This is a genomic window from Stecheria intestinalis, assembly GCF_009696165.1.
Classification (GTDB): Bacteria; Bacillota_I; Bacilli_A; order Erysipelotrichales; family Erysipelotrichaceae; genus Bulleidia; species Bulleidia intestinalis.
Genome location: NZ_VUMN01000043.1, coordinates 1 through 18905, shown reverse-complemented (window position 1 = coordinate 18905; position 18905 = coordinate 1). Strand labels below are relative to the sequence as shown.

Sequence of the window (18905 nt, the reverse complement as noted above, 5' to 3'; positions counted from 1 at the left end):
TTTCATCGGCTATACCTGACCTGAAATCATTATTCGGAATCAAAGCAACTGATTGCAACAGCATCATGGTTTCTGTTTCGATTAAGTTAATGCAACAGATCCCTTGCGTTCACTTCTGCAATTGAGTTTTCGCACATGGAGTATAATCCGGGGCTTGAATAATTGAGGACTCTCTGTTACAATCCTAAGTGCTGTCCACGTAGCTCAGCTGGATAGAGCACCCGCCTTCTAAGCGGACGGTCGCGAGTTCGAATCTCACCGTGGACACCATAACAGATACCGCCGCATGGCGGTATTTGCTGTTTAAGGAGATCAATGGGTTATTACGAAGAGATCATCACGGAGATCAGAAATGCCATCGAAGAACATCGGTATGAAGATGCGAAGTTCCTGCTGAAACGGGAGCTGTCCATGCCTTATATTCCCGAAGATGCGGAAGCACAGTTCCATGCGCTCCAGAAAGATCTCCGTTATGCCTGTGAAGACAGCCAGGGACCCGAAGAAGAGCCGCTGGAAGTGCTGCTAAGCATGCTGAAGGGGAAACCGGAGGCCCAGCTTGCCGCAGCGTCCCGTCTTCATGATCGCAATCTGCGGACCTGCACCGAAGAGATCCGGGAGTATCTGAGCCATGAACCATATCCGGAAGCTGCCGCCCTCCTGATCGAAGCGCTGGCAGAACAGGAAATCGGCGACGAATTCGTCTATACGAAAGATGGTGTCGAATATACCTTCTGGCCTGATGCGGTGACGCCGGTTACGCGCAGTCCTGGATTTCTGGAAGCACTGGCTCTTCTGAAACAATGGGTGAGCCGCAATCCTTCGCTTCTTGAAACAGCGAAAAGCGTGCTGGTTCATGATGCTTATATGAATCTGCCGCTCAGCTATGAGAAAGAAGAAGCAGGGGGGGCAGCGTATGAGGCTGCCTGCCAGGCTGCGGATCTCTTAGGTGATACAGCTGACAAAGCGGAACTTGAGAAGGTATACGATTCCTATCAGATCAGGAAGAAGACGTGTGCCTGAGAGGACAGAGAGCTGGGGATTGCGCTGAAAAAGGCTGAACAATCGCACAGAAATCGTGATCTTATCCGTGGCGGATCAATTCTGTTTTTGATATACTGAGAACGTTTGAAAGAAAAGGAGTTCTTGAGCAACATGTCAGAGTGGACATTAAAAGAAAAATCAACAGGTGAACTGGTCGTTACCATCGAGGGTGACGAATGGAAGAAGGATGTCGAGAAAGCATTCAGCAAACTCGGAAAAAATGTAACCATGAATGGCTTCCGCAAGGGCCAGGTTCCGAAGAAGCTTCTGGAGCATGCGATTCCGGAGCGCGACCGCGAGCTGGAAGCAGTCAATGACAATGCCAATGCATGGCTGAAGGCTGCCCTGGATGAGCAGAAGCTGGAGCCGATTTCCCAGCCGACGCTGGATCTGCGTTCCATCGATCCGGAGAAGGTTGTCGTCGTATTTGAATTTGCTGTGAAGCCGGAAGCTACGGTATCCGATTATAAGGGTCTGGATTACCACATGGATGATACTTCTGTCAGCGAAGAGGAATTCAACAAGGAAATCGACCGTATGCGCGAGAACTTCGCAGATATGGAAACCAAGGATGGTGAAGCAGAGAACGGCGATACAGTTGATATCAACTATGAAGGCTTCAAGGATGGCGTTCNGTTTGATGGCGGCAAGGCTGAGAACTACAATCTGGAGCTCGGCTCCGGCAGCTTCATCCCGGGCTTCGAGGATCAGCTGGTCGGCGTGAAGGCCGGCGATGAGAAGGAACTGAATCTGAAGTTCCCGGAAGACTACCATTCTAAGGATCTGGCTGGCCAGGATGTCGTCTTCAAGGTCAAGGTCAATGAAGTCAAGCACAAGGTTCTGCCGGAAGTGGATGATGACTTTGCGAAGGATGTCAATGCGAAGGGCGTTGAGACTGCTGAAGATCTGAAGAAGATGGTCCGCGAGCGTCTCGAAAACCAGAAGAAGCAGTCTGCTGAGGACAAGGGAGATAACGATCTTCTTGATCAGCTGCTTGCAAAGACGGAAGTTGAGATTCCTGATGTCATGGTTGAAGATGAGGTCAACGGCCGCATCAACCAGATTGCTGCTCAGGTTCAGCAGTATGGCATGAAGCTGGAAAGCTATCTGTCCATGATGGGAAAGACGCTCGATCAGCTGAAGAAGGACTACGAGGAGGAAAGCCGCAAGACAGTCAAGACCAGACTTGCTCTGGATGCTGTTGCCAAGGCTGAAAAGCTCGAGCCGACGGATGCGGAAATTGAGAAGGAATTCAGCGATATTGCTGCACAGTACGGTCTGTCTGTTGATCGTGTGAAGGCTGCGATCAGCAAAGCAGCGGTTCAGGATCAGCTCAGAGAAGACAAGGCATTCCGTTTCGTGAAGAAGAATGCTAACGGTGCTCCGGAAGTCAGAGAACCGGAAACGGAAGCTCCTGCAGCAGAGGAAGGAAAAGACGCTTCTGCAGCTGAGTAATTCCGGCTATCAGCAATACGAACCAATAAGACGCTTTCGATGCGTCTTATTTTATCAGCAGGGGGTTCATTCCCTCTCTTAAAAGGAGGAACACACTATGAGCAAAGAGGTCAGTATCAGGGTTCCGGTAGTGTGCACGCGCGGTGTTGTCGTGTTCCCGGGCCAGGATGTGATGATCGAGGTCGGCCGCCAGAAGAGCATCAACGCGGTCAATGAAGCAAGTGCTTCCTATGATTCCATGGTTTGGATTGTCTGCCAGAACGACATTATGGTTGATAATCCTTCAGAACAGAATCTCTATCGTGTCGGTACACTCAGCAAGATCAAGATTGTCCGCCGCAAGGAAGGATTCATGCGGGTGACGTTCACTGGCATGAAGCGGGCTGAGCTGCTGAACCTGGAAGACAGCAATGACATTATGATGGCGACGATCCAGCCGCTGGAAGAAGTCGAAGGAAATCACATGGAGGAGATGGCGCTCGTCAAGCGCATCATCTCGGAATTCGAGAAAGTGAGCAACCTCTCGAGCGCCTTCCCTTCGGATATCGTATCGCAGCTTTCCAAAGGCGTTTCAGCCATCACGCTGACAGATCAGTTTGCCCAGTATTTTCCGCTGGATACGGCGGCAAAACAGAAGCTGCTTGAGACGGTCGATGTCAATGAGCGCATGGTCATGATCATCGCTGAGCTGGAAAAGCAGCAGCGCTTCTCGCAGATCGAGGCAAACATCAATGATAAAGTCAAGGAACGCATTGATGAGAGCCAGAAGGAGTACTTCCTGCGCGAAAAGCTCAAGGCCATCAAGGAAGAGCTCGGCGATGTGTCGAATGTCACCGATGATACGACGCAGCTGCGCGAGATGATCGAGAAGAATCCGTATCCGGATCATGTGAAGCAGAAGGCAAGAGAAGAGCTGCAGCGCTATGAGATGCTGCCGCCGGGAAGCGGAGAAGCAAGCGTTGAGAGAACGTATCTCGACTGGCTGCTGAAAGTTCCGTGGTGGCAGGAAACCGAAGACAGCAGCGATCTGAAAGAGGTCCGCAAGGTTCTCGATGAAGATCATTACGGACTTGATAAGGTCAAGGACCGCATCATGGAATATCTGGCCGTCAAGGAGATGACCGGCAATCTGAATGCGCCGATCCTCTGCCTGGTCGGTCCTCCGGGAGTCGGCAAGACGAGTCTTGCAAAATCGATTTCAAGAGCGCTTGACCGCAAGTTCGTGAAGATGAGTCTTGGCGGAGTGAGAGATGAAGCAGAAATCAGAGGTCATCGCAGAACGTATCTCGGAGCTCTGCCGGGCCGTGTGATCCAGGGCATGAAGCGTGCCCAGGTGATCAATCCGGTCTTCCTGATCGATGAAATCGACAAGATGGGAGCGGATTACAAGGGCGATCCGAGCGATGCGCTGCTCGAAGTGCTGGATCCGGAACAGAACCAGTTCTTCAGCGATCATTACCTGGAAGAGCCTTATGATCTCTCTAAGGTCATGTTCATCGCGACTGCAAACTATCTCGACAATATCCCGGCCCCGCTGCAGGATCGTCTTGAAATCATCGAACTGCCTTCCTATACGGAAGTTGACAAGGTTCATATTGCCGTAGAGCATCTGATTCCGAAGCAGATCAAGGCCAATGGTCTGAAGCCTGCGCAGTTCCATCTGAAGGAGAAGGAGATTCTGTACCTGATCCGCCACTACACGAGAGAAGCAGGCGTGCGTCAGCTGGAACGGGTGATTGCAAGTCTCTGCAGAAAGACGGTTCTCGCGATTCTCAAGGATGGAAAGAAGTCCGTGACCATCACCGAGAAGCTGATTCATGAATGGCTCGGCAAGGATATCTTCGATTACGGGGTCAAAGAGAAGCAGAACCGGGTCGGCGTTGTGACCGGTCTTGCTTATACGTCATTCGGCGGCGATGTGCTGCAGATCGAAGTAAACTTCTTCGACGGCAAGGGCGCCCTCGTGCTGACCGGCAAGCTCGGAGATGTCATGAAAGAGTCTGCGGAAATTGCCCTGGACTATGTCAAAGCCCATGCCAAGGAACTGAAGATCGATCCGTCGTTCTTTTCCAAGCATGACATTCATATCCATGTACCGGAAGGAGCTGTGCCGAAGGATGGTCCTTCTGCCGGAGTGACCCTGACCACTGCTCTGGTATCCGCTCTGACCAATACGCCGGTGTACAGCGATCTCGCGATGACGGGAGAAGTGACGCTGCGCGGCAATGTGCTGCCGATCGGCGGTCTTCGTGAGAAGAGCCTTGCAGCAAACCGGGCTGGCATCTCGAAGATCATCTTCCCGAAGGGCAATGTGAGAGACCTCGATGAAGTCCCGGCAGCCGTCCGCGAGAAGATGACCTATGTTCCGGTTGAGAATATGTCTCAGGTTCTGAAGGAAGCCATGGTCCGCTAGCATGCAGTACCATGAAGTCCAGCTTCTCGCCACCGCAGCCAACGAGGATCAGTGGCCGGACTCCAGCCTGCCGGAGATCATCTTCGCAGGGCGTTCCAACGCCGGCAAGAGCAGCTTGATCAATGCGCTGATCAACCGGAGAAATGCTGCCTATGTCGGCAAGACGCCTGGCAAGACCGTGCTTCTGAACTTCTATGAAGTGGATCACCAGGTTGTCTTCACTGATTCGCCTGGCTACGGCTATGCCAAAGGCGGAACGATGTCCGTGAAGAACTTTGCGGCCTTGCTCGATCCGTATTTCGATCACCGGAAGAACCTGAAGGGCATGATCCTGGTGCTCGACATCCGCAGAATACCGAACAGCGATGACCTGGAGATGCTGAGTTTTGCAAGGCAGTCTGATCTTCCGGCTCTCGCTGCCTGTGTCAAGGCAGATAAGCTGAGCCGCAATCAGCAGATCAATGCTCTGAAGAATATCCGCAATGCGACGGGTCTTCTGCCAGAGCAGGAGATTGCAGTATCTTCCACCTCGAAAACAGGAATAGAGGAAGTCTGGAATATCATCAGCCATATGATCTGAAACAGATGACTTCTCCGCAAAGGGGAAGTCTTTTTCTGTAAAAAAAAACGCGCCGGACAATTGCTCAGCGCGTGATCCATCAGAGGCTGCGGTGATTCAGAATGATAATCCGGCCGGAAGCTTCCATCTCGGCAAGTGCCTGGAAGTCAGCGGATGACATGTATTCATGAACCACAGCAGAATCCGTCTGATAGTCTACCAGATGAATGGCAGCCATATCATTTGTATTCATGCAATGATCCTTTCTATCTCTCCTTACTAGAGCTGGATAGAGTATACCGGAAAAAGGATCCGCCCGCAAGCAGAAAGCTCAGAAATGGAACGTATGAGTTCCATCGCTCCAGGAATTGCTCTGCTCCTCGCGGTCATGATGCAGTTCAATCGTGGAAATGGTGCCGTATCCATGAGCGATCAGGAAGGCGATCAGTTCACTATCGCAGGGGAGCACTTCAAATTTCAGATCAGACTCCGGAAAGTCCTTCTGATATGCAGAAAGCAGCTGCTCGCCGATACCTTGACCGTGCTTATCCTTCTTCACAAAGAAAGCCTGGACGACCTTTGAGGCAGACTGCACCATCAGGAAGCCGATATACGCACCATGATCGCTGGCCGCATAGATCAAAGCGGTATCCGCGGTGTCTTCCAGTTCATTCTGATTGTCTTCCAGATCCGGAGAAGTCAGATTGCGATGCTTTGCTTCTTCCGCCCGCAGTTCATGCAGCAGATAGATGATCTGCATCGCATTGCGGCTGGAGAGGCGCGTGATGCGGATTTCCGGCTTCTGTGGTTCCTTCTTCTTTTCCGCATGGACCGCCATGCTTAGATCAGGAATGCCGGGAACCTCTTCATAATCGAGATGATGAGCCTGGCACCATTCTGCCGCATGCAGGTATTCCGCTTCTTCTTCAAAGTCGTACCACTCATCCTGCAGGCCGAAGCGCTCGATGACGGAACGGAACCGGCGGAATGCGCCATGTCCCTTGATCGCATTCTGCAGCCAGTTCTTTACTTCGCCATCAGGCTGCCGGTCAGCAAAGTCTTCCATGAGCTGGTAGCGATTGAGATCTTCCCAGTCCGGAAGTACTTCATAATCGTCCGGGTTCAGCTCTTCGCCGAGATCATCGGCGGGCTGATCATGTTCATCCAGCAGCAGGATCCGGTTTTCCGGATACCAGAACACCATTCTGTCAGTTTCCTGCTTCTGTTCTGCTGCATTCAGCAGGTCATCAAGATCCAGTTTCATTGTCCATCCTCCTGATTGTTCAGTGCATCCGGATATACTTCGAGAAGCCGCTGCAATTCGTTCCATGTGATCGCAATCGCCGATCCGTGGGCAGGGGCTTCCAGCGGAATCATCAGATCCGCATCATCAACCTCTTCAAATGTCCCGTGCGCAATATCTTCCGTGAAGAGCACTTTGTAGGCACCTCTCGTGTAATCATCGCATACCACATACCAGCCTTCGCCATTCAGGGCCTTCATGATCATCGGTCCTTCCACCTGATGGCGGTCATAGATCGGCCCGTCAAATGTCCCGAGATTCTCCCAGCCATCGCTGCTCACTGCCCGGAATAGCTGAGAATGATCTTCCATCGGTTCGCTTTCATCTTTGTAGAGCATGACCCATTCCGATCCATCTCTGACCATGGTGCCGTCGATGACCGGATAGCCCGGACTCATCAGTACGGAAGGATAGGATACTGCAGTCAGATCGGAAGACGTGCTGAAGTACATGCCGCCATCTTCCTTGCTGGACCAGATCAGCACGTATGCATCCCGCATCCAATCATAGAATCCTTCCGGGGCCCAGGCCTGTTTCTCACTCATCATCTGCTCTTCGGACGAAGCATTGAGTTTCAGAAGACGTTCATTCGTATATTGGCCGAGGTTTTCAGTGTCATAGACATAGATGGAATCCGTATCATAGCCCTGGGTCGCAAGCAGGGCGAACGAACCGTCCTTTTTCCTCACCAGGGAAGGGTCTCTCAGACGCTTCGTTCCCTTCGAAGGTTTCAAGATCGGATTGTCGTTATTGATCTTGAACCAGTACTTGCAGTCAAACGTATAGGCAAGTTTCAGCGTTTCGGGATCCGATCCTTCCGAAGTGAAATAGGAGATCACATAAGCCGAATACGCATCCAGCAGCAGCCTTTCAAGCTCATAGGATTCATCCAGAGCCGGAATCTCAGCCTTCAGCACAATGGATTCATATTCTTCCGCATCCTCTGTTTTCTTCAGCGTATTCTCCGTGATCTCAGCATGGCCGGACGCAACTGACCATTCGATCACATTGCCGGATTCATCCTGAGCCGGCAAGGACATCCCGTCATTGAGAAAATAGTCCAGCTGCTCTTCGAGCGAAGTTTCTTCCGAAGAAGCAAAGGTACTGATCTCTGCAGTCTGCTCCGAGGGCACGCTGCCATGAGAAGGCAAAGGGGAGCAGCCCGTGCAGAGACACGAAGCAGCAAGGATGAAAGCAATCATCTTCATGTGTTTCATACTCCTGTATTCTACACCGTTCTGTTTCCCGTATCGAATGCCTGCAGATGTGATAAAATCTTGCCTATGAAACGAGTGATGATAGCAACCGGCGGAACGGGCGGACATATCTACCCGGCGCTGGCGCTTGCCGATACGATCAGAAAGAACTGCCCGGAATGCGAGATCCGCTTCTTCGGTTCAGACAACCGCATGGAAGCACAGGTCATTCCGGCAGCCGGATACGCCTTTGCCGGGATGACGATGAGCGGCATGAACGGCGGTATTCTGGCCAAGGTGAAGTCGCTGATTTCGCTGCAGAAAGCAGAACGTTCCTGCCGGAAGATGCTGAAGGAATTCCAGCCGGAAGTATGCATCGGGTTCGGTAATTATATTTCTGTTCCCCTGATCCGGGCCGCGCATAAGCTCGGCATCCCGACGATGATCAGCGAACAGAATTCCTCAGCTGGCAAAGCCAATCTGTATCTCAGCAGAATCGCAGATGCGATTGAAGCAGTCTATCCTTCCAGCCTGAAGGAATTCCCGGAAGGAAAGACCAGGCTCTACGGAAACCCCGAAGCTTCCGCAGCCGCAGCAGCTCCGGGGAAACCAGAACTGCTGAAGGAGTATGGCCTGGAACCAGGAATTCCGATGGTGGTGTGCATGATGGGAAGCCTTGGCAGCAGTTCAGTCTCCGAGGTTCTCGATCAGGCCTGTGCGAAGTTCGATGATTCCTTCCAGGTGCTCATTGCGGCCGGAAAGTCGAATGACTATACCTTCCGCTCCCAGGGAAAACGGATTCATATTCTTCCGTATATTGACGGCAGGGCGATGCTGAAAGAAGCAGATCTCGCGATCACCCGGGCCGGAGCAACGACGTTAGCTGAGATCTCGGCCATCGGGACGGCAGCGATTCTGATTCCGAGTCCTTATGTGCCCAATAACCATCAGGTTCATAATGCTGAGGAACTGGTCAGACACCATGCGGCTGTCATGATCGAGGAAAAAGACCTGAATGCCGATGTGCTTGCCAGTACGGTGAACCGGCTTATGAAGAATCAGGAAGAACGTCAGAACTTAGCAGCCAATGCGAAAGCGATGGGCACGCCGGATGCGGCGGAAAAGATGTATGAATGGGTAAAGGAGCTTGCGGACCATGGAAACAATGCTTGAACAGCTGAAGAAGGTAGCTGCGGTGGAAACCGGTGTTCCGCTTTCTTCCATGACCACGCTCAGAATCGGCGGAAAGGCAAAGTATGTCGCTTATCCCGATGATTCCGTGAGCCTGGACAGCCTGATCCGGATCATCCGGAAGAACCATCTGCCGTTCAAGCTGATCGGCAAAGGTTCGAATCTGCTGTGTTCGGATAAAGACTATGACGGCGTCATCATCCGTCTGGAAAAATTCAATGACTTCTATATCGTCGATACGTCGGTTGTCGCCCAGGCAGGCTGCTCGATCATCGCGGTTGCCTATGCGGCGATGAAAGCAGGACTGAGCGGACTGGAATTCGCCAGCGGCATTCCTGGTTCCGTCGGCGGCGTCACTTTCATGAATGCAGGGGCATACCGCAGTTCGATGAGCGATGTGATCGACAGCGTGTTCGTCTACCGGGACGGGAAGTTCGAATGGGTTCCGAAAGGCGAATGCGGGTTCGGATACCGGACGAGCGTCTTCCAGTCGCATCCGGACTGGATCGTCATTGCGATCCGTCTGAATTTGGAGAAACGGGATCCGGATGAAATCAGGGCCCTTATGGATTCCNGCCGGGAGAGAAGAATGGCTTCGCAGCCGCTGGATCGTCCGAGTGCAGGTTCCGTGTTCCGCAATCCGGCTGACGTTCCGGCCTGGAAGCTGATTGAAGGCATCGGCTACCGCGGACATCGGATCGGGGATGCCCAGGTTTCCGAGAAGCATGTGAATTTCATCGTCAATGACGGCCATGCCAGAGCCGAAGACTTCCTGGCTCTCACGGAAGAGATCCAGAAGCTCGTCAAGGAGAAGTACGGCATCAGCCTGCATATGGAAGTGGAGAAATTCAATTGGTAGACCCGAAGAAGAACACCATGCAGCCGGATGAGACTTCGGTCGATTCGCTGTTTCAGGAGCGGGCGGTGAACCGGGACAATGAGGAATTCGCGAAAGCAAAGCCGATTCTGTTCCGGGCCGCTCTGGTCCTGGCATTGTTTCTGCTCGGGCTGCTCTATTTCCTGAACCCGGTTTCCAGAGTTGAGGTCATCGCGGTGAGAGGGGCAGATTTTCTGAGCAGGGACTACGTCAGCACGCTTTCGGGAGTCACGGAGAAATCGATTTACTACTTTGTCATTCCTAAGCAGGTTGAAAGCAGACTGCTGAGCGATCCGGTCATTGAAACAGCTTCCGTGAAGCTGGAGACGAACAATCTCGTCTCGATCACGATCACGGAGAAAGAGCCGATCGGATACCGGTACAATGAAGATAAGCCGATGCTGGTGTTTTCGGATGGGAGCACGTGCGAGCTGAAGAGCGAATACATGTCAATCCTTTCCAGAGTTCCGTATATCAGCGGGTTCACGGAAGAACAGCAGAATCATCTGCTGACCCAGGCATTCCAGAAGCTGGACCGCAGCACGATCGAAAGCATGGCCGAGGTGAATCAGTATGATCTTGGCTATACAGATGAAGCCATTGAAGTGCTGATGCGCACCGGCGGGTATTTCTTTGCGGATTATTACAGCCTTTCGACACTGAACAGCTATGAAGAGATCTATCAGAATATGAAAGATCAGAGCCGCTGCCTGTATGCCTATGAAGCAGACAGCGATGGCAATCAGGTTGCGGTCGAACGGGCATGCCCATGGAATGAAACTGTGACGGAACGGGAATACTGGACGGATTCCGATGGCAACTACATCTACGACAAATGGGGCGACAAGGCGGTCAAGCATTACTACCAGAGCTCCGATGGCTATTATCTCGATGCGTCCGGAAATAAGATCGTGATTCCAATCGATGAAAATGGCAATGATGTCGAAGATCCTGATTTCCTGGATCATTACCTGGCCGGCTATTATGATTCCGGCACGCTGGTGATCCCGGATGAGAACAGCACATCCTCTGAGGAAAGCACGGACAGTTCCGGTACTTCGTCGGATTCTGCGGATTCTTCCGGCGATACGAACGGGTGAGGCAGTTGAGAAAGATGAGTAAGTTTAATATAATTAATGGCGCTAAGGAGCTTGAAAGACCATGACAGTCGAAAGAAAGACGAATTACGGGAATATCAATGTGTCAGAAGAAGCAGTTGCCTCCCTGGCTGGCGGAGTTATTACCGAATGCTATGGAGTAGTAGGCATGGCATCCCGCAAGCTTGTCAGAGATGGCTGGGCTGAACTGCTCGGAAAAGAAAACTACACGAAGGGTGTTGTCGTCAGACGTACTGACAGCGGCCTTGAGATTGACCTATATATTATCGTGAGCTTCGGAGTCAAGATCTCCGAAGTAGTGCAGGAAGCTCAGAAGAAAGTCAAGTATGTGCTGGAGAAATCTCTTTCCGAAGAGATTGCGGCTGTCAACGTCTTTGTTCAGGGCGTTCAGGTAATCGAGTGACGGAGGCTTGACAGGCGAGATGAATAAGATTGACGGCAAGGTATTCAGAGGCATGCTGATGAGCGGCTGCAGCAACCTGAATAACCGCAGAAAAGAAGTAGATGCACTCAATGTGTTCCCGGTACCGGATGGCGATACCGGAACGAATATGAGTCTCACGTTCACCAATGGCATCAATGAAGTGAACAAGAGCGGCAGCGAGGATCTGCCGGTAGTAGCCAAGACGCTGCAGAGAGGTCTTCTCATGGGCGCCAGAGGAAATTCCGGTGTCATCCTTTCGCAGATTTTCCGGGGCTTCTATCAGAGTGTCGGCGAGAGTCACGAACTTGATACGAAGGCTTTTGCTGCAGCGATGCTCAATGGCGCGATGCTTGCTTACAAAGCAGTCATGAGACCGGTGGAAGGAACGATTCTGACCGTTGTCAGAGAGTCTTCCGATATGGCAGACCTCTACGTGAAGGATCATCCGGAAGCGACGATTGAAGAGTATATGGAGATTCTCTGCAAAGAGGCGCGTGCTTCTCTGGATCGGACGCCGGAACTGCTGCCGATTCTGAAAGAAGCCAGAGTCGTGGACTCCGGAGGAAGCGGTCTCTTAGCGATCTTCGACGGATTCAAGGCATACCTCGATGGTGCTCCGATTGAAGATGAGTCGGCCAGAAAGAAGAATGGTTCCGAAGAAATCGGAGCAAGCGGCTATGTGACGGAATTCATTCTGAAGCTCAGCGATCAGGGGGTTCATCTATTCAAGGAGAACCGCTTCCGCGATTCTCTGAGCAAGCTCAGCGAGAATATCACCGTCGTCAACGACGCAGATCTCGTCAAGGTAAGAGTCAATACGGCTCAGCCGGGCGAAGTGCTGAATCTCGGCCAGCGGTTTGGCGAATTCCAGGCAGTGCAGATTGATAATCTGGCGCTTGGCAAGCCGAGAGAATCCATTCTCGAGAATGCCTCGAAAGAAGAACCTGCCGCTGAGAAAGATGCTGAGGAGAAGGAATACGGCATCATCACCGTGTGTGCCGGCGAAGGACTGGAGAAGCTCTTCAGGGGCTATCGCTGCGACTTTATCGTCAGCGGAGGCCAGACGATGAATCCTTCCACGGAAGACTTCATCAAGGCAATCGAGAAAGTGCATGCGCGTCATATCTTCATCCTGCCGAACAACAGCAACATCATCATGGCAGCCAGCCAGGCTGCTGAAGTCAGCGAAGGCAGAGATGTCCGCGTGCTTCCGACCAAGTCGATCCCGCAGGGTCTAAGTGCCTGCATCAGCTTCAATCCGGAAGCGGATCCGGAGGAAAACCAGAGCGCGATGATGGATGCGGTCGGACATGTGAAGACCGGTCAGGTCACGTATGCAATCAAGGATACGACGGTAGATGGCAGAGAGATCAAAGCCGGGGATTACATGGGAATCCTCGACAAGGATATCCGTCTGACCAGCAGCGATAAAGTCGATGCGGCATGCCGTCTCATCTCTGAGATGTGCGATGAGGACAGCGAGATCGTCACGCTGATTGCCGGCAAGGACGCCAGTGAAGAAGAAGTTCAGAAGGTACAGAAGTATATTGAAGATCACTTTGAAGTCGATGTTGATGTCGAGCAGGGTGATCAGCCTGTCTACTGCTTCATCGTAGGCGTTGAGTAACAGCAGAATCGATCGTATTCAGGAGCAGGGAAGCCTGCTCCTTATTAAGCAGTGAGCAATCGGAATGGAACTGAATGATCAGAGACTCAGGCTGACTCCGAAGCGGATCAGCGCACTGGAAAGTCTGGGCATTGCGGATCGCGATGCCCTTCTTTCCTATTACCCGTTCCGGTATGAAGAACTGAATATGCGCCCCGTTTCCGAGTGGCATGAAAAGGACCATGTGGCCTTCTCGGGCTTCGTGAGCGGAGCTGCCCGCAGCTGGCGGTTCGGGCGCAATAAGACTGTCACGAAATTCAGTGTCAGGACCGAGGAAGGCGATGTGCTGCAGGTGACGATCTACAATCGTCCCTGGGCTTCTTCTCTGTATGAGAATCAGCCGATCACCGTTTCCGGAATCTATCAGGGCAGATCTTCCGTCGTCGCGATGACCTACAATAATAAGCCGGCTGATCAGCAGGAAGCGATCACTCCGGTTTATTCGACGCGGACAGGCATTCCCCAGCGTACGATCCGTGAATGCGTGAAGCATGCCTTAGCATCGGGGCCGATTGAAGACGATGTGCCGCTGCAGTATCAGCGGGCATACCGGCTGCTCAGAAGAGATCTGGCGCTGCGCATGGTTCATGAACCAAAGTCCATGTCGGAAGTGCAGGCAGCCTACCGGACGCTCAAATATTCTGAGTTTCTGCATTTCTTCACGGCAGTGGAGCTCATGAAGAATGAGAACGGCTCCGATGCCTATAAGCAGCCTAAGCATGTGAATCATGAAAAGCTGAAGAAAGTCATCTCCGGTCTTCCGTTTCCGATGACTTCGGATCAGGAGAAAGCGCTGCAGGAGATCCTGGCTGATCTGGAAAGCAATCATCTGATGTACCGGCTTGTTCAGGGCGATGTCGGATGCGGCAAGACGCTGGTTGCCGGCCTTGCGCTGTACGGAACGGTGACGGCAGGATTTCAGGGAGCGCTGCTTGCTCCGACGGAAATCCTTGCCCGCCAGCATGCTTCTACCCTGAATGAGCTGCTTTCTCCTTACGGGGTGAAGGTCGGCGTGCTGTACAGCGGACTGAAACCGGCTGAGAAGGAACAGGTTCTGGAGGATACAGCAGATGGTTCCATCGATATCCTGATCGGCACGCATAGTCTTCTGCAGGAGAAGGTTGCTTTTCAGAAGCTCGGACTTGTCGTTGCGGATGAGCAGCAGCGCTTCGGGGTTGAACAGCGCCGGGCCCTGAGAGAGAAAGGAACCAGGGTGGATTTCCTGCTGATGAGTGCAACGCCGATTCCACGGACCTTGGCGTCCGTGCTGTATGGGGATATGGCAGTCAGCACGATCGAGACGATGCCTCCAGGCAGAAAGCCGGTCATCACGAAGCTGATTGAGGAGAACAGCTTCCGTTCCGTGCTGGGCGATGTGAAGAAGCTGCTGGCAGAAGGCAGGCAGCTTTATGTGATCTGTGCGGCAGTGGATCGCAATGAAGATTTCAATGCCAGAGCAGTTTCTGACATTGCGGAAAGTCTTTCCAGATTGTTTGCACCGGACTATCGGGTAGGTCTCCTGCATGGACGGATGAACTCGGAAGAGAAGCAGGAGATCATGCGCCAGTTCTCAGAGAATGAGATCCAGGTATTAGTTTCCACGACGGTCGTCGAAGTCGGCATGAATGTCGTCAATGCGACGGGCATGATCATCTACGATGCGGATCGCTTCGGCATGTCTCAGCTCCATCAGCTGCGCGGACGCGTGCAGCGCGGAAGCAGCCAGGGATATTGCTGGCTATTGACCGGGTCGAAGGATGAGAAGGCCCTGGAACGGCTCAATGCCCTGGTGAAATCAGATAACGGCTTTGAGATTGCGCAGGAAGATTTACGGCTGAGAGGGCCAGGTGATATACTTGGAACGAGGCAGAGCGGGGTACCGGATTTCATTCTCGGCAACCTCGTGGAAGATACGAAGATCATGAATCAGGCAAAGAAGGATGCTGCAGAGATTGTGATGGATCCGGATAATCCTGATTATGTGCCGCTTCTGGAATCCGTGCGGAAACGGAATGAGAAGAATGCTTCGTTTGCGGACTAGAGGAGGAAAGAAATGGACTGTATCGAGTGGCTGCGGAAACGCGGCATCGAAGTGGAAAATAAAGATCTGATCCGCCAGGCATTCATGCATACAAGCTATGTCAACGAACATCGCAAGTATCATGATAATGAACGCCTGGAGTTCATGGGAGATGCGGTGCTGCAGTTATGGAGCACGGCTCATATCTTCCCGCTGGAGCCTCCGTTAAGCGAAGGCGAGATGACCAGGCTCAGGGCACAGCTGGTCTGTGAGAAAGCACTTGCCATGTATGCCCGCGAACTGCATCTGAATGATTTCCTGCTGCTTGGATCCGGCGAAGAGAAAAGCGGGGGCCGCGAGAAAGATGCGATCATCGCCGATATGTTCGAAGCCCTGCTCGGGGCACTGTATCTCGATCAGGGAATGGATGCGGTGGATAATATCCTGAATGAAGTATTCCTGCCGGAAATCAGACATCCGAAAGACGTCAAGGTATTCCGGGACTACAAGACGAAGCTTCAGGAATATGTGCAGGCAGACAACCGGAGGACCGTGCACTATGAATTAGTCAGTGAGGAAGGTCCGAGCAATGCGCCGACGTTCACGATGAATGCGGTGATTGACGGACTGGTGCTTGGGACGGGAACCGGAAGCTCGAAGAAACAGGCAGAACAGAATGCCGCGCAGAATGCGTTTGAAAAATTAGTGAGGTAGAAAGATCATGAAACTCAGTGAACTGCAGGCAGCAGTCAGCTCCGATCTGCTGCAGAACCAGCTCGAGCTCCTGTATGGAGCAGAACACGTCAAGGCGCAGAAAAAGCGCTACCTGAAGCTTATTTCAAGAGCGATGGAACTTTATGGCGACCGCGAAGCAGATCTGTTCAGTGCCCCGGGCAGAACCGAAGTCGGCGGCAATCATACCGATCATCAGCTCGGCCGGGTCCTGGCCGCATCCATTGATCTCGATGCGGCAGCGGTCGTGATCCCGGAAGAAAAGCCGGTCATCACCTATCATTCCGATGCTTTTGAAGTGAAGCCGGTCGATCTCGAAGATCTGTCCAGAAAGGCCGAAGAAGTCAATACGACTGAATCTCTGATCCGCGGCATCGCGGCAAGATATCATGAGCTGGGCTATGGCATCGGCGGATTCTCGTGCTATGCGGAATCGGATGTGCTGCCTGGTTCCGGCATGAGCAGTTCCGCAGCGTTTGAGATTCTGATTGCCGAGATCCTGAATGAGCTTTACAACGATGGGAAAGTCTCTCCGGAAGAACAGGCAAAAGCGGGCCAGTTCGCAGAGAATGTGTATTTCGGGAAAGCTTCTGGTCTGATGGACCAGATGGCTTGTTCTGTAGGCGGCTTCATCACGATTGATTTCCATCATAAAGACGCTCCGGCAGTGGAGCGGGTTCCGTTTGATTTTGATCACAGCGGCTTCCGCATCATCCTGACGGACTGCCGGGCAAGCCACGCGGATCTGAGCGATGAATATTCCAGAATTCCATCTGAGATGAAAGCTGCAGCCGGCGTTTTCGGCGAGAAGGTTCTGAGCAGAGTATCGCTGGGGGAGTTTCTGAAAAAGACACAGGAAGTCCGGAAGCAATGCGGTGATCGGGCATGGCTTCGAGCTTATCATTTCCTGAAGGAAACCGAACGGGTTCAGGATGAAGTGAGAGCACTCGAAGGCAATTGTATGGAGTCGTTCCTGAAGCTGGTCATCGATTCGGGCAACAGTTCCTTTGAATACCTGCAGAATGTATATGCTTCATCAGATCCTCAGCATCAGTCTCTCTCGATCGGTCTTGCGCTGAGCCAGCAGCTTCTGGAAGGCAGAGGAGCATGGCGGGTTCATGGCGGCGGCTTTGCCGGTACCATCCAGGCATTTGTTCCGGAAGGTCTGGTTGAAACCTATGTGAATGCCATGGAAGAAGCCTTCGGAGCAGGAGCATGCTACTGTCTCAGAATCCGCAATGCCGGCGGCTATCGGCTGATCTAGAAAAGGAGCAGGAATATGCTAGAGGGGGATCGGATCCTGCTGGGAAAAGCTGGCGAAGAGAGTGTTTATCTCCTGCCGGGACAGATGAACCGGCATGGCATGATTGCAGGCGCCAGCGGCACTGGCAAGACTGTCACATTGAAAGTCATCGCAGAATCATTGTCAGATCTCGGCGTGCCGACATTCATCGCCGATGTGAAAGGCGATCTGACCGGCATGATCGTGCCGGGAAATGCAGAAGGGATCAGCGGCAGACTCACGGATATGCAGGTTTCTGCAGAGAATTACTGCTGCAGCTATCCGGTGCATTTCTTTGATGTGTATGGCGAACAGGGACATCCGGTAAGAGCTGCTGTTCAGAATATGGGACCGCTGCTGCTCAGCCGCATCCTGGATCTTTCCGATGCGCAGGAAGGCGTGCTCAGCATCGTCTTCAAAGCTGCAGAAGAGATGAATCTCGATCTCATCGATCTCAAGGATCTTCAGGCTATGACCGCTTATGTCGGCGAGCATGCGAAAGACTATACCGTGAAATACGGAAATGTCTCGAAGCAGTCAGCAGGCGCGATTCAGAGAAAACTGCTGCAGCTGGAGCAGGAAGGAGCAGAATCCTTCTTCGGAATGCCTGAGCTGAATCTTGAGGACTGGATGATGACGGAAGGCGGAAAGGGTGTCATGAACATCCTCGAATGCCAGAAGCTGTTCCAGCATCCGCTGCTGTATTCGATGGTGCTCTTCTGGATGCTGTCTAAGCTGTATGAGAATCTGCCGGAAGTCGGGGATCTCGATAAGCCGAAGCTGGTCTTCTTCTTTGATGAAGCACATCTGCTGTTCGATCATGCGCCGAAGGCACTGATGACCCGGATTGAACAGACGGTGAAGCTGATCCGTTCCAAAGGGGTCGGCGTCTTCTTCATCAGCCAGAGTCCGGCAGATATTCCGGATACGGTCATGTCTCAGCTTTCTCATCGCATTCAGCATAGCCTGAGGGCATATACGCCTGCTGAATTCAAGCAGGCAAAGATCGCGGCAGAATCGTTCCGGCCGAATCCGGATCTGGATGCGGCTTCCGAGATCACTTCGATGAAGACTGGTACTGCCCTGGTTTCGGTGCTCGATGAAGAAGGCGCACCGACAATCGTACAGAAGACGAAGATCCTGCCGCCGCGCTCTTCCATGGCAATGGCTGCTCAGGACGCAATCCGAAACTGCATCGAACGCGATAGCATCTACGGGAAGTATGAGAAATCCTTCGATCCCGCTTCTGCTTATGAGGCCATGGATGGCTTGAAAGCAGAGGAAGAACAGAAAAAGCAGGAAGAAGAAGAGAATAAGAAACAGGCTAAGCTCGAAGAACAAAGACAGCGCCAGGAAGAGCGTGAAGCCCTGAAAAAAGAAAAAGAACAGAAGGAATGGGGCGATCGTCTGGCCAGGAAAGCCAGAAACCGCCTTGAGAATGAGGCGATGAACATCGGCATCCGCAGTGCGAAGAAATTCCTCAAAGGCCTTCTGAAATAGCGGTGAATTGAAAAACTGAACGCAAGTTTTACGAAGTTATCGCAAGCTGTGTGTGACAAGGAATAGTGAGAGACCGGTTCTGAAGTAATTCCGGTCTCTTTTCTATGGATTTTCTGCCTGAAATGATA

General features: G+C 52.3%; 16 protein-coding genes and 1 tRNA gene. 14 read left to right on the top strand and 3 right to left on the bottom strand.

Annotated features, from left to right (window positions below; all coding sequences use genetic code 11):
• The first annotated feature begins 193 nt into the window (after positions 1-193).
• From FYJ51_RS12465 to yihA, 5 genes are all read left to right on the top strand, one after another.
• Positions 194-270 (top strand) — tRNA-Arg (locus FYJ51_RS12465).
• A gap of 45 nt (positions 271-315) precedes the next feature.
• On the top strand, positions 316-1020 hold the full coding sequence (locus FYJ51_RS12460) for a DUF3196 domain-containing protein (protein WP_154505913.1): 705 nt from the start codon (positions 316-318) through the stop codon (positions 1018-1020).
• 132 nt (positions 1021-1152) lie between these two features.
• On the top strand, positions 1153-2496 hold the full coding sequence (tig, locus tag FYJ51_RS12455; protein WP_154505912.1) for a trigger factor: 1344 nt from the start codon (positions 1153-1155) through the stop codon (positions 2494-2496).
• 97 nt (positions 2497-2593) lie between these two features.
• Positions 2594-4909: an endopeptidase La gene (gene lon / locus FYJ51_RS12450; RefSeq protein WP_154505911.1), complete on the top strand. Its 2316-nt coding sequence runs from the start codon at positions 2594-2596 to the stop codon at positions 4907-4909.
• A gap of 1 nt (position 4910) precedes the next feature.
• Positions 4911-5489, top strand: a complete 579-nt coding sequence (gene yihA, locus FYJ51_RS12445) for a ribosome biogenesis GTP-binding protein YihA/YsxC (protein WP_154505910.1) — start codon at positions 4911-4913, stop codon at positions 5487-5489.
• A gap of 79 nt (positions 5490-5568) precedes the next feature.
• On the opposite strand, the gene FYJ51_RS12440 is transcribed toward yihA, so the two are convergent.
• The 3 genes from FYJ51_RS12440 to FYJ51_RS12430 all read right to left on the bottom strand — a co-directional run bounded on the left by FYJ51_RS12440 (position 5569) and on the right by FYJ51_RS12430 (position 7979).
• Positions 5569-5721: a hypothetical protein gene (locus FYJ51_RS12440; protein WP_154505909.1), complete on the bottom strand. Its 153-nt coding sequence runs from the start codon at positions 5719-5721 to the stop codon at positions 5569-5571.
• 78 nt (positions 5722-5799) lie between these two features.
• Positions 5800-6732 carry a GNAT family N-acetyltransferase gene (locus FYJ51_RS12435; RefSeq protein WP_205946332.1) on the bottom strand — a complete coding sequence of 311 codons (933 nt, stop codon included), beginning with the start codon at positions 6730-6732 and terminating at the stop codon, positions 5800-5802.
• Entirely contained in the window at positions 6729-7979 is a 1251-nt protein-coding gene (locus tag FYJ51_RS12430) for a glycoside hydrolase family 43 protein (RefSeq protein ID WP_205946331.1), read from the bottom strand. Before FYJ51_RS12430 ends, FYJ51_RS12435 begins: the two co-directional genes overlap by 4 nt.
• Positions 7980-8054: 75 nt before the next feature.
• Here FYJ51_RS12430 and murG point away from each other — a divergent pair, with 75 nt between their 5' ends.
• From murG to FYJ51_RS12385, 9 genes are all read left to right on the top strand, one after another.
• Complete coding sequence (gene murG, locus FYJ51_RS12425; protein WP_205946330.1) at positions 8055-9140, top strand: undecaprenyldiphospho-muramoylpentapeptide beta-N-acetylglucosaminyltransferase; 1086 nt, start codon at positions 8055-8057, stop codon at positions 9138-9140.
• Positions 9124-10017 carry a UDP-N-acetylmuramate dehydrogenase gene (gene murB / locus FYJ51_RS12420; RefSeq protein WP_154505905.1) on the top strand — a complete coding sequence of 298 codons (894 nt, stop codon included), beginning with the start codon at positions 9124-9126 and terminating at the stop codon, positions 10015-10017. The genes murG and murB overlap by 17 nt, the downstream gene beginning before the upstream one ends.
• Positions 10011-11135 carry a cell division protein FtsQ/DivIB gene (locus FYJ51_RS12415; RefSeq protein ID WP_154505904.1) on the top strand — a complete coding sequence of 375 codons (1125 nt, stop codon included), beginning with the start codon at positions 10011-10013 and terminating at the stop codon, positions 11133-11135. The genes murB and FYJ51_RS12415 overlap by 7 nt, the downstream gene beginning before the upstream one ends.
• A 61-nt stretch (positions 11136-11196) precedes the next feature.
• Positions 11197-11556 (top strand): Asp23/Gls24 family envelope stress response protein, encoded by a 360-nt coding sequence (locus tag FYJ51_RS12410; RefSeq protein ID WP_105303817.1) that lies wholly within the window; start codon positions 11197-11199, stop codon positions 11554-11556.
• 19 nt (positions 11557-11575) lie between these two features.
• Positions 11576-13204: a DAK2 domain-containing protein gene (locus tag FYJ51_RS12405; RefSeq protein ID WP_154505903.1), complete on the top strand. Its 1629-nt coding sequence runs from the start codon at positions 11576-11578 to the stop codon at positions 13202-13204.
• 64 nt (positions 13205-13268) lie between these two features.
• Complete coding sequence (recG, locus tag FYJ51_RS12400) at positions 13269-15284, top strand: ATP-dependent DNA helicase RecG (protein ID WP_154505902.1); 2016 nt, start codon at positions 13269-13271, stop codon at positions 15282-15284.
• Positions 15285-15296: 12 nt separating this feature from the next.
• The gene (gene rnc / locus FYJ51_RS12395) at positions 15297-15977 is read left to right on the top strand and encodes a ribonuclease III (protein ID WP_105303814.1); all 681 of its coding nucleotides are present in this window, start codon (positions 15297-15299) and stop codon (positions 15975-15977) included.
• Positions 15978-15984: 7 nt separating this feature from the next.
• Positions 15985-17259, top strand: coding sequence for a galactokinase (locus FYJ51_RS12390; RefSeq protein ID WP_154505901.1), 1275 nt, complete (start codon positions 15985-15987; stop codon positions 17257-17259).
• Positions 17260-17274: 15 nt separating this feature from the next.
• Positions 17275-18777 carry a helicase HerA-like domain-containing protein gene (locus tag FYJ51_RS12385; RefSeq protein WP_154505900.1) on the top strand — a complete coding sequence of 501 codons (1503 nt, stop codon included), beginning with the start codon at positions 17275-17277 and terminating at the stop codon, positions 18775-18777.
• The last annotated feature ends 128 nt before the right edge of the window (positions 18778-18905 follow it).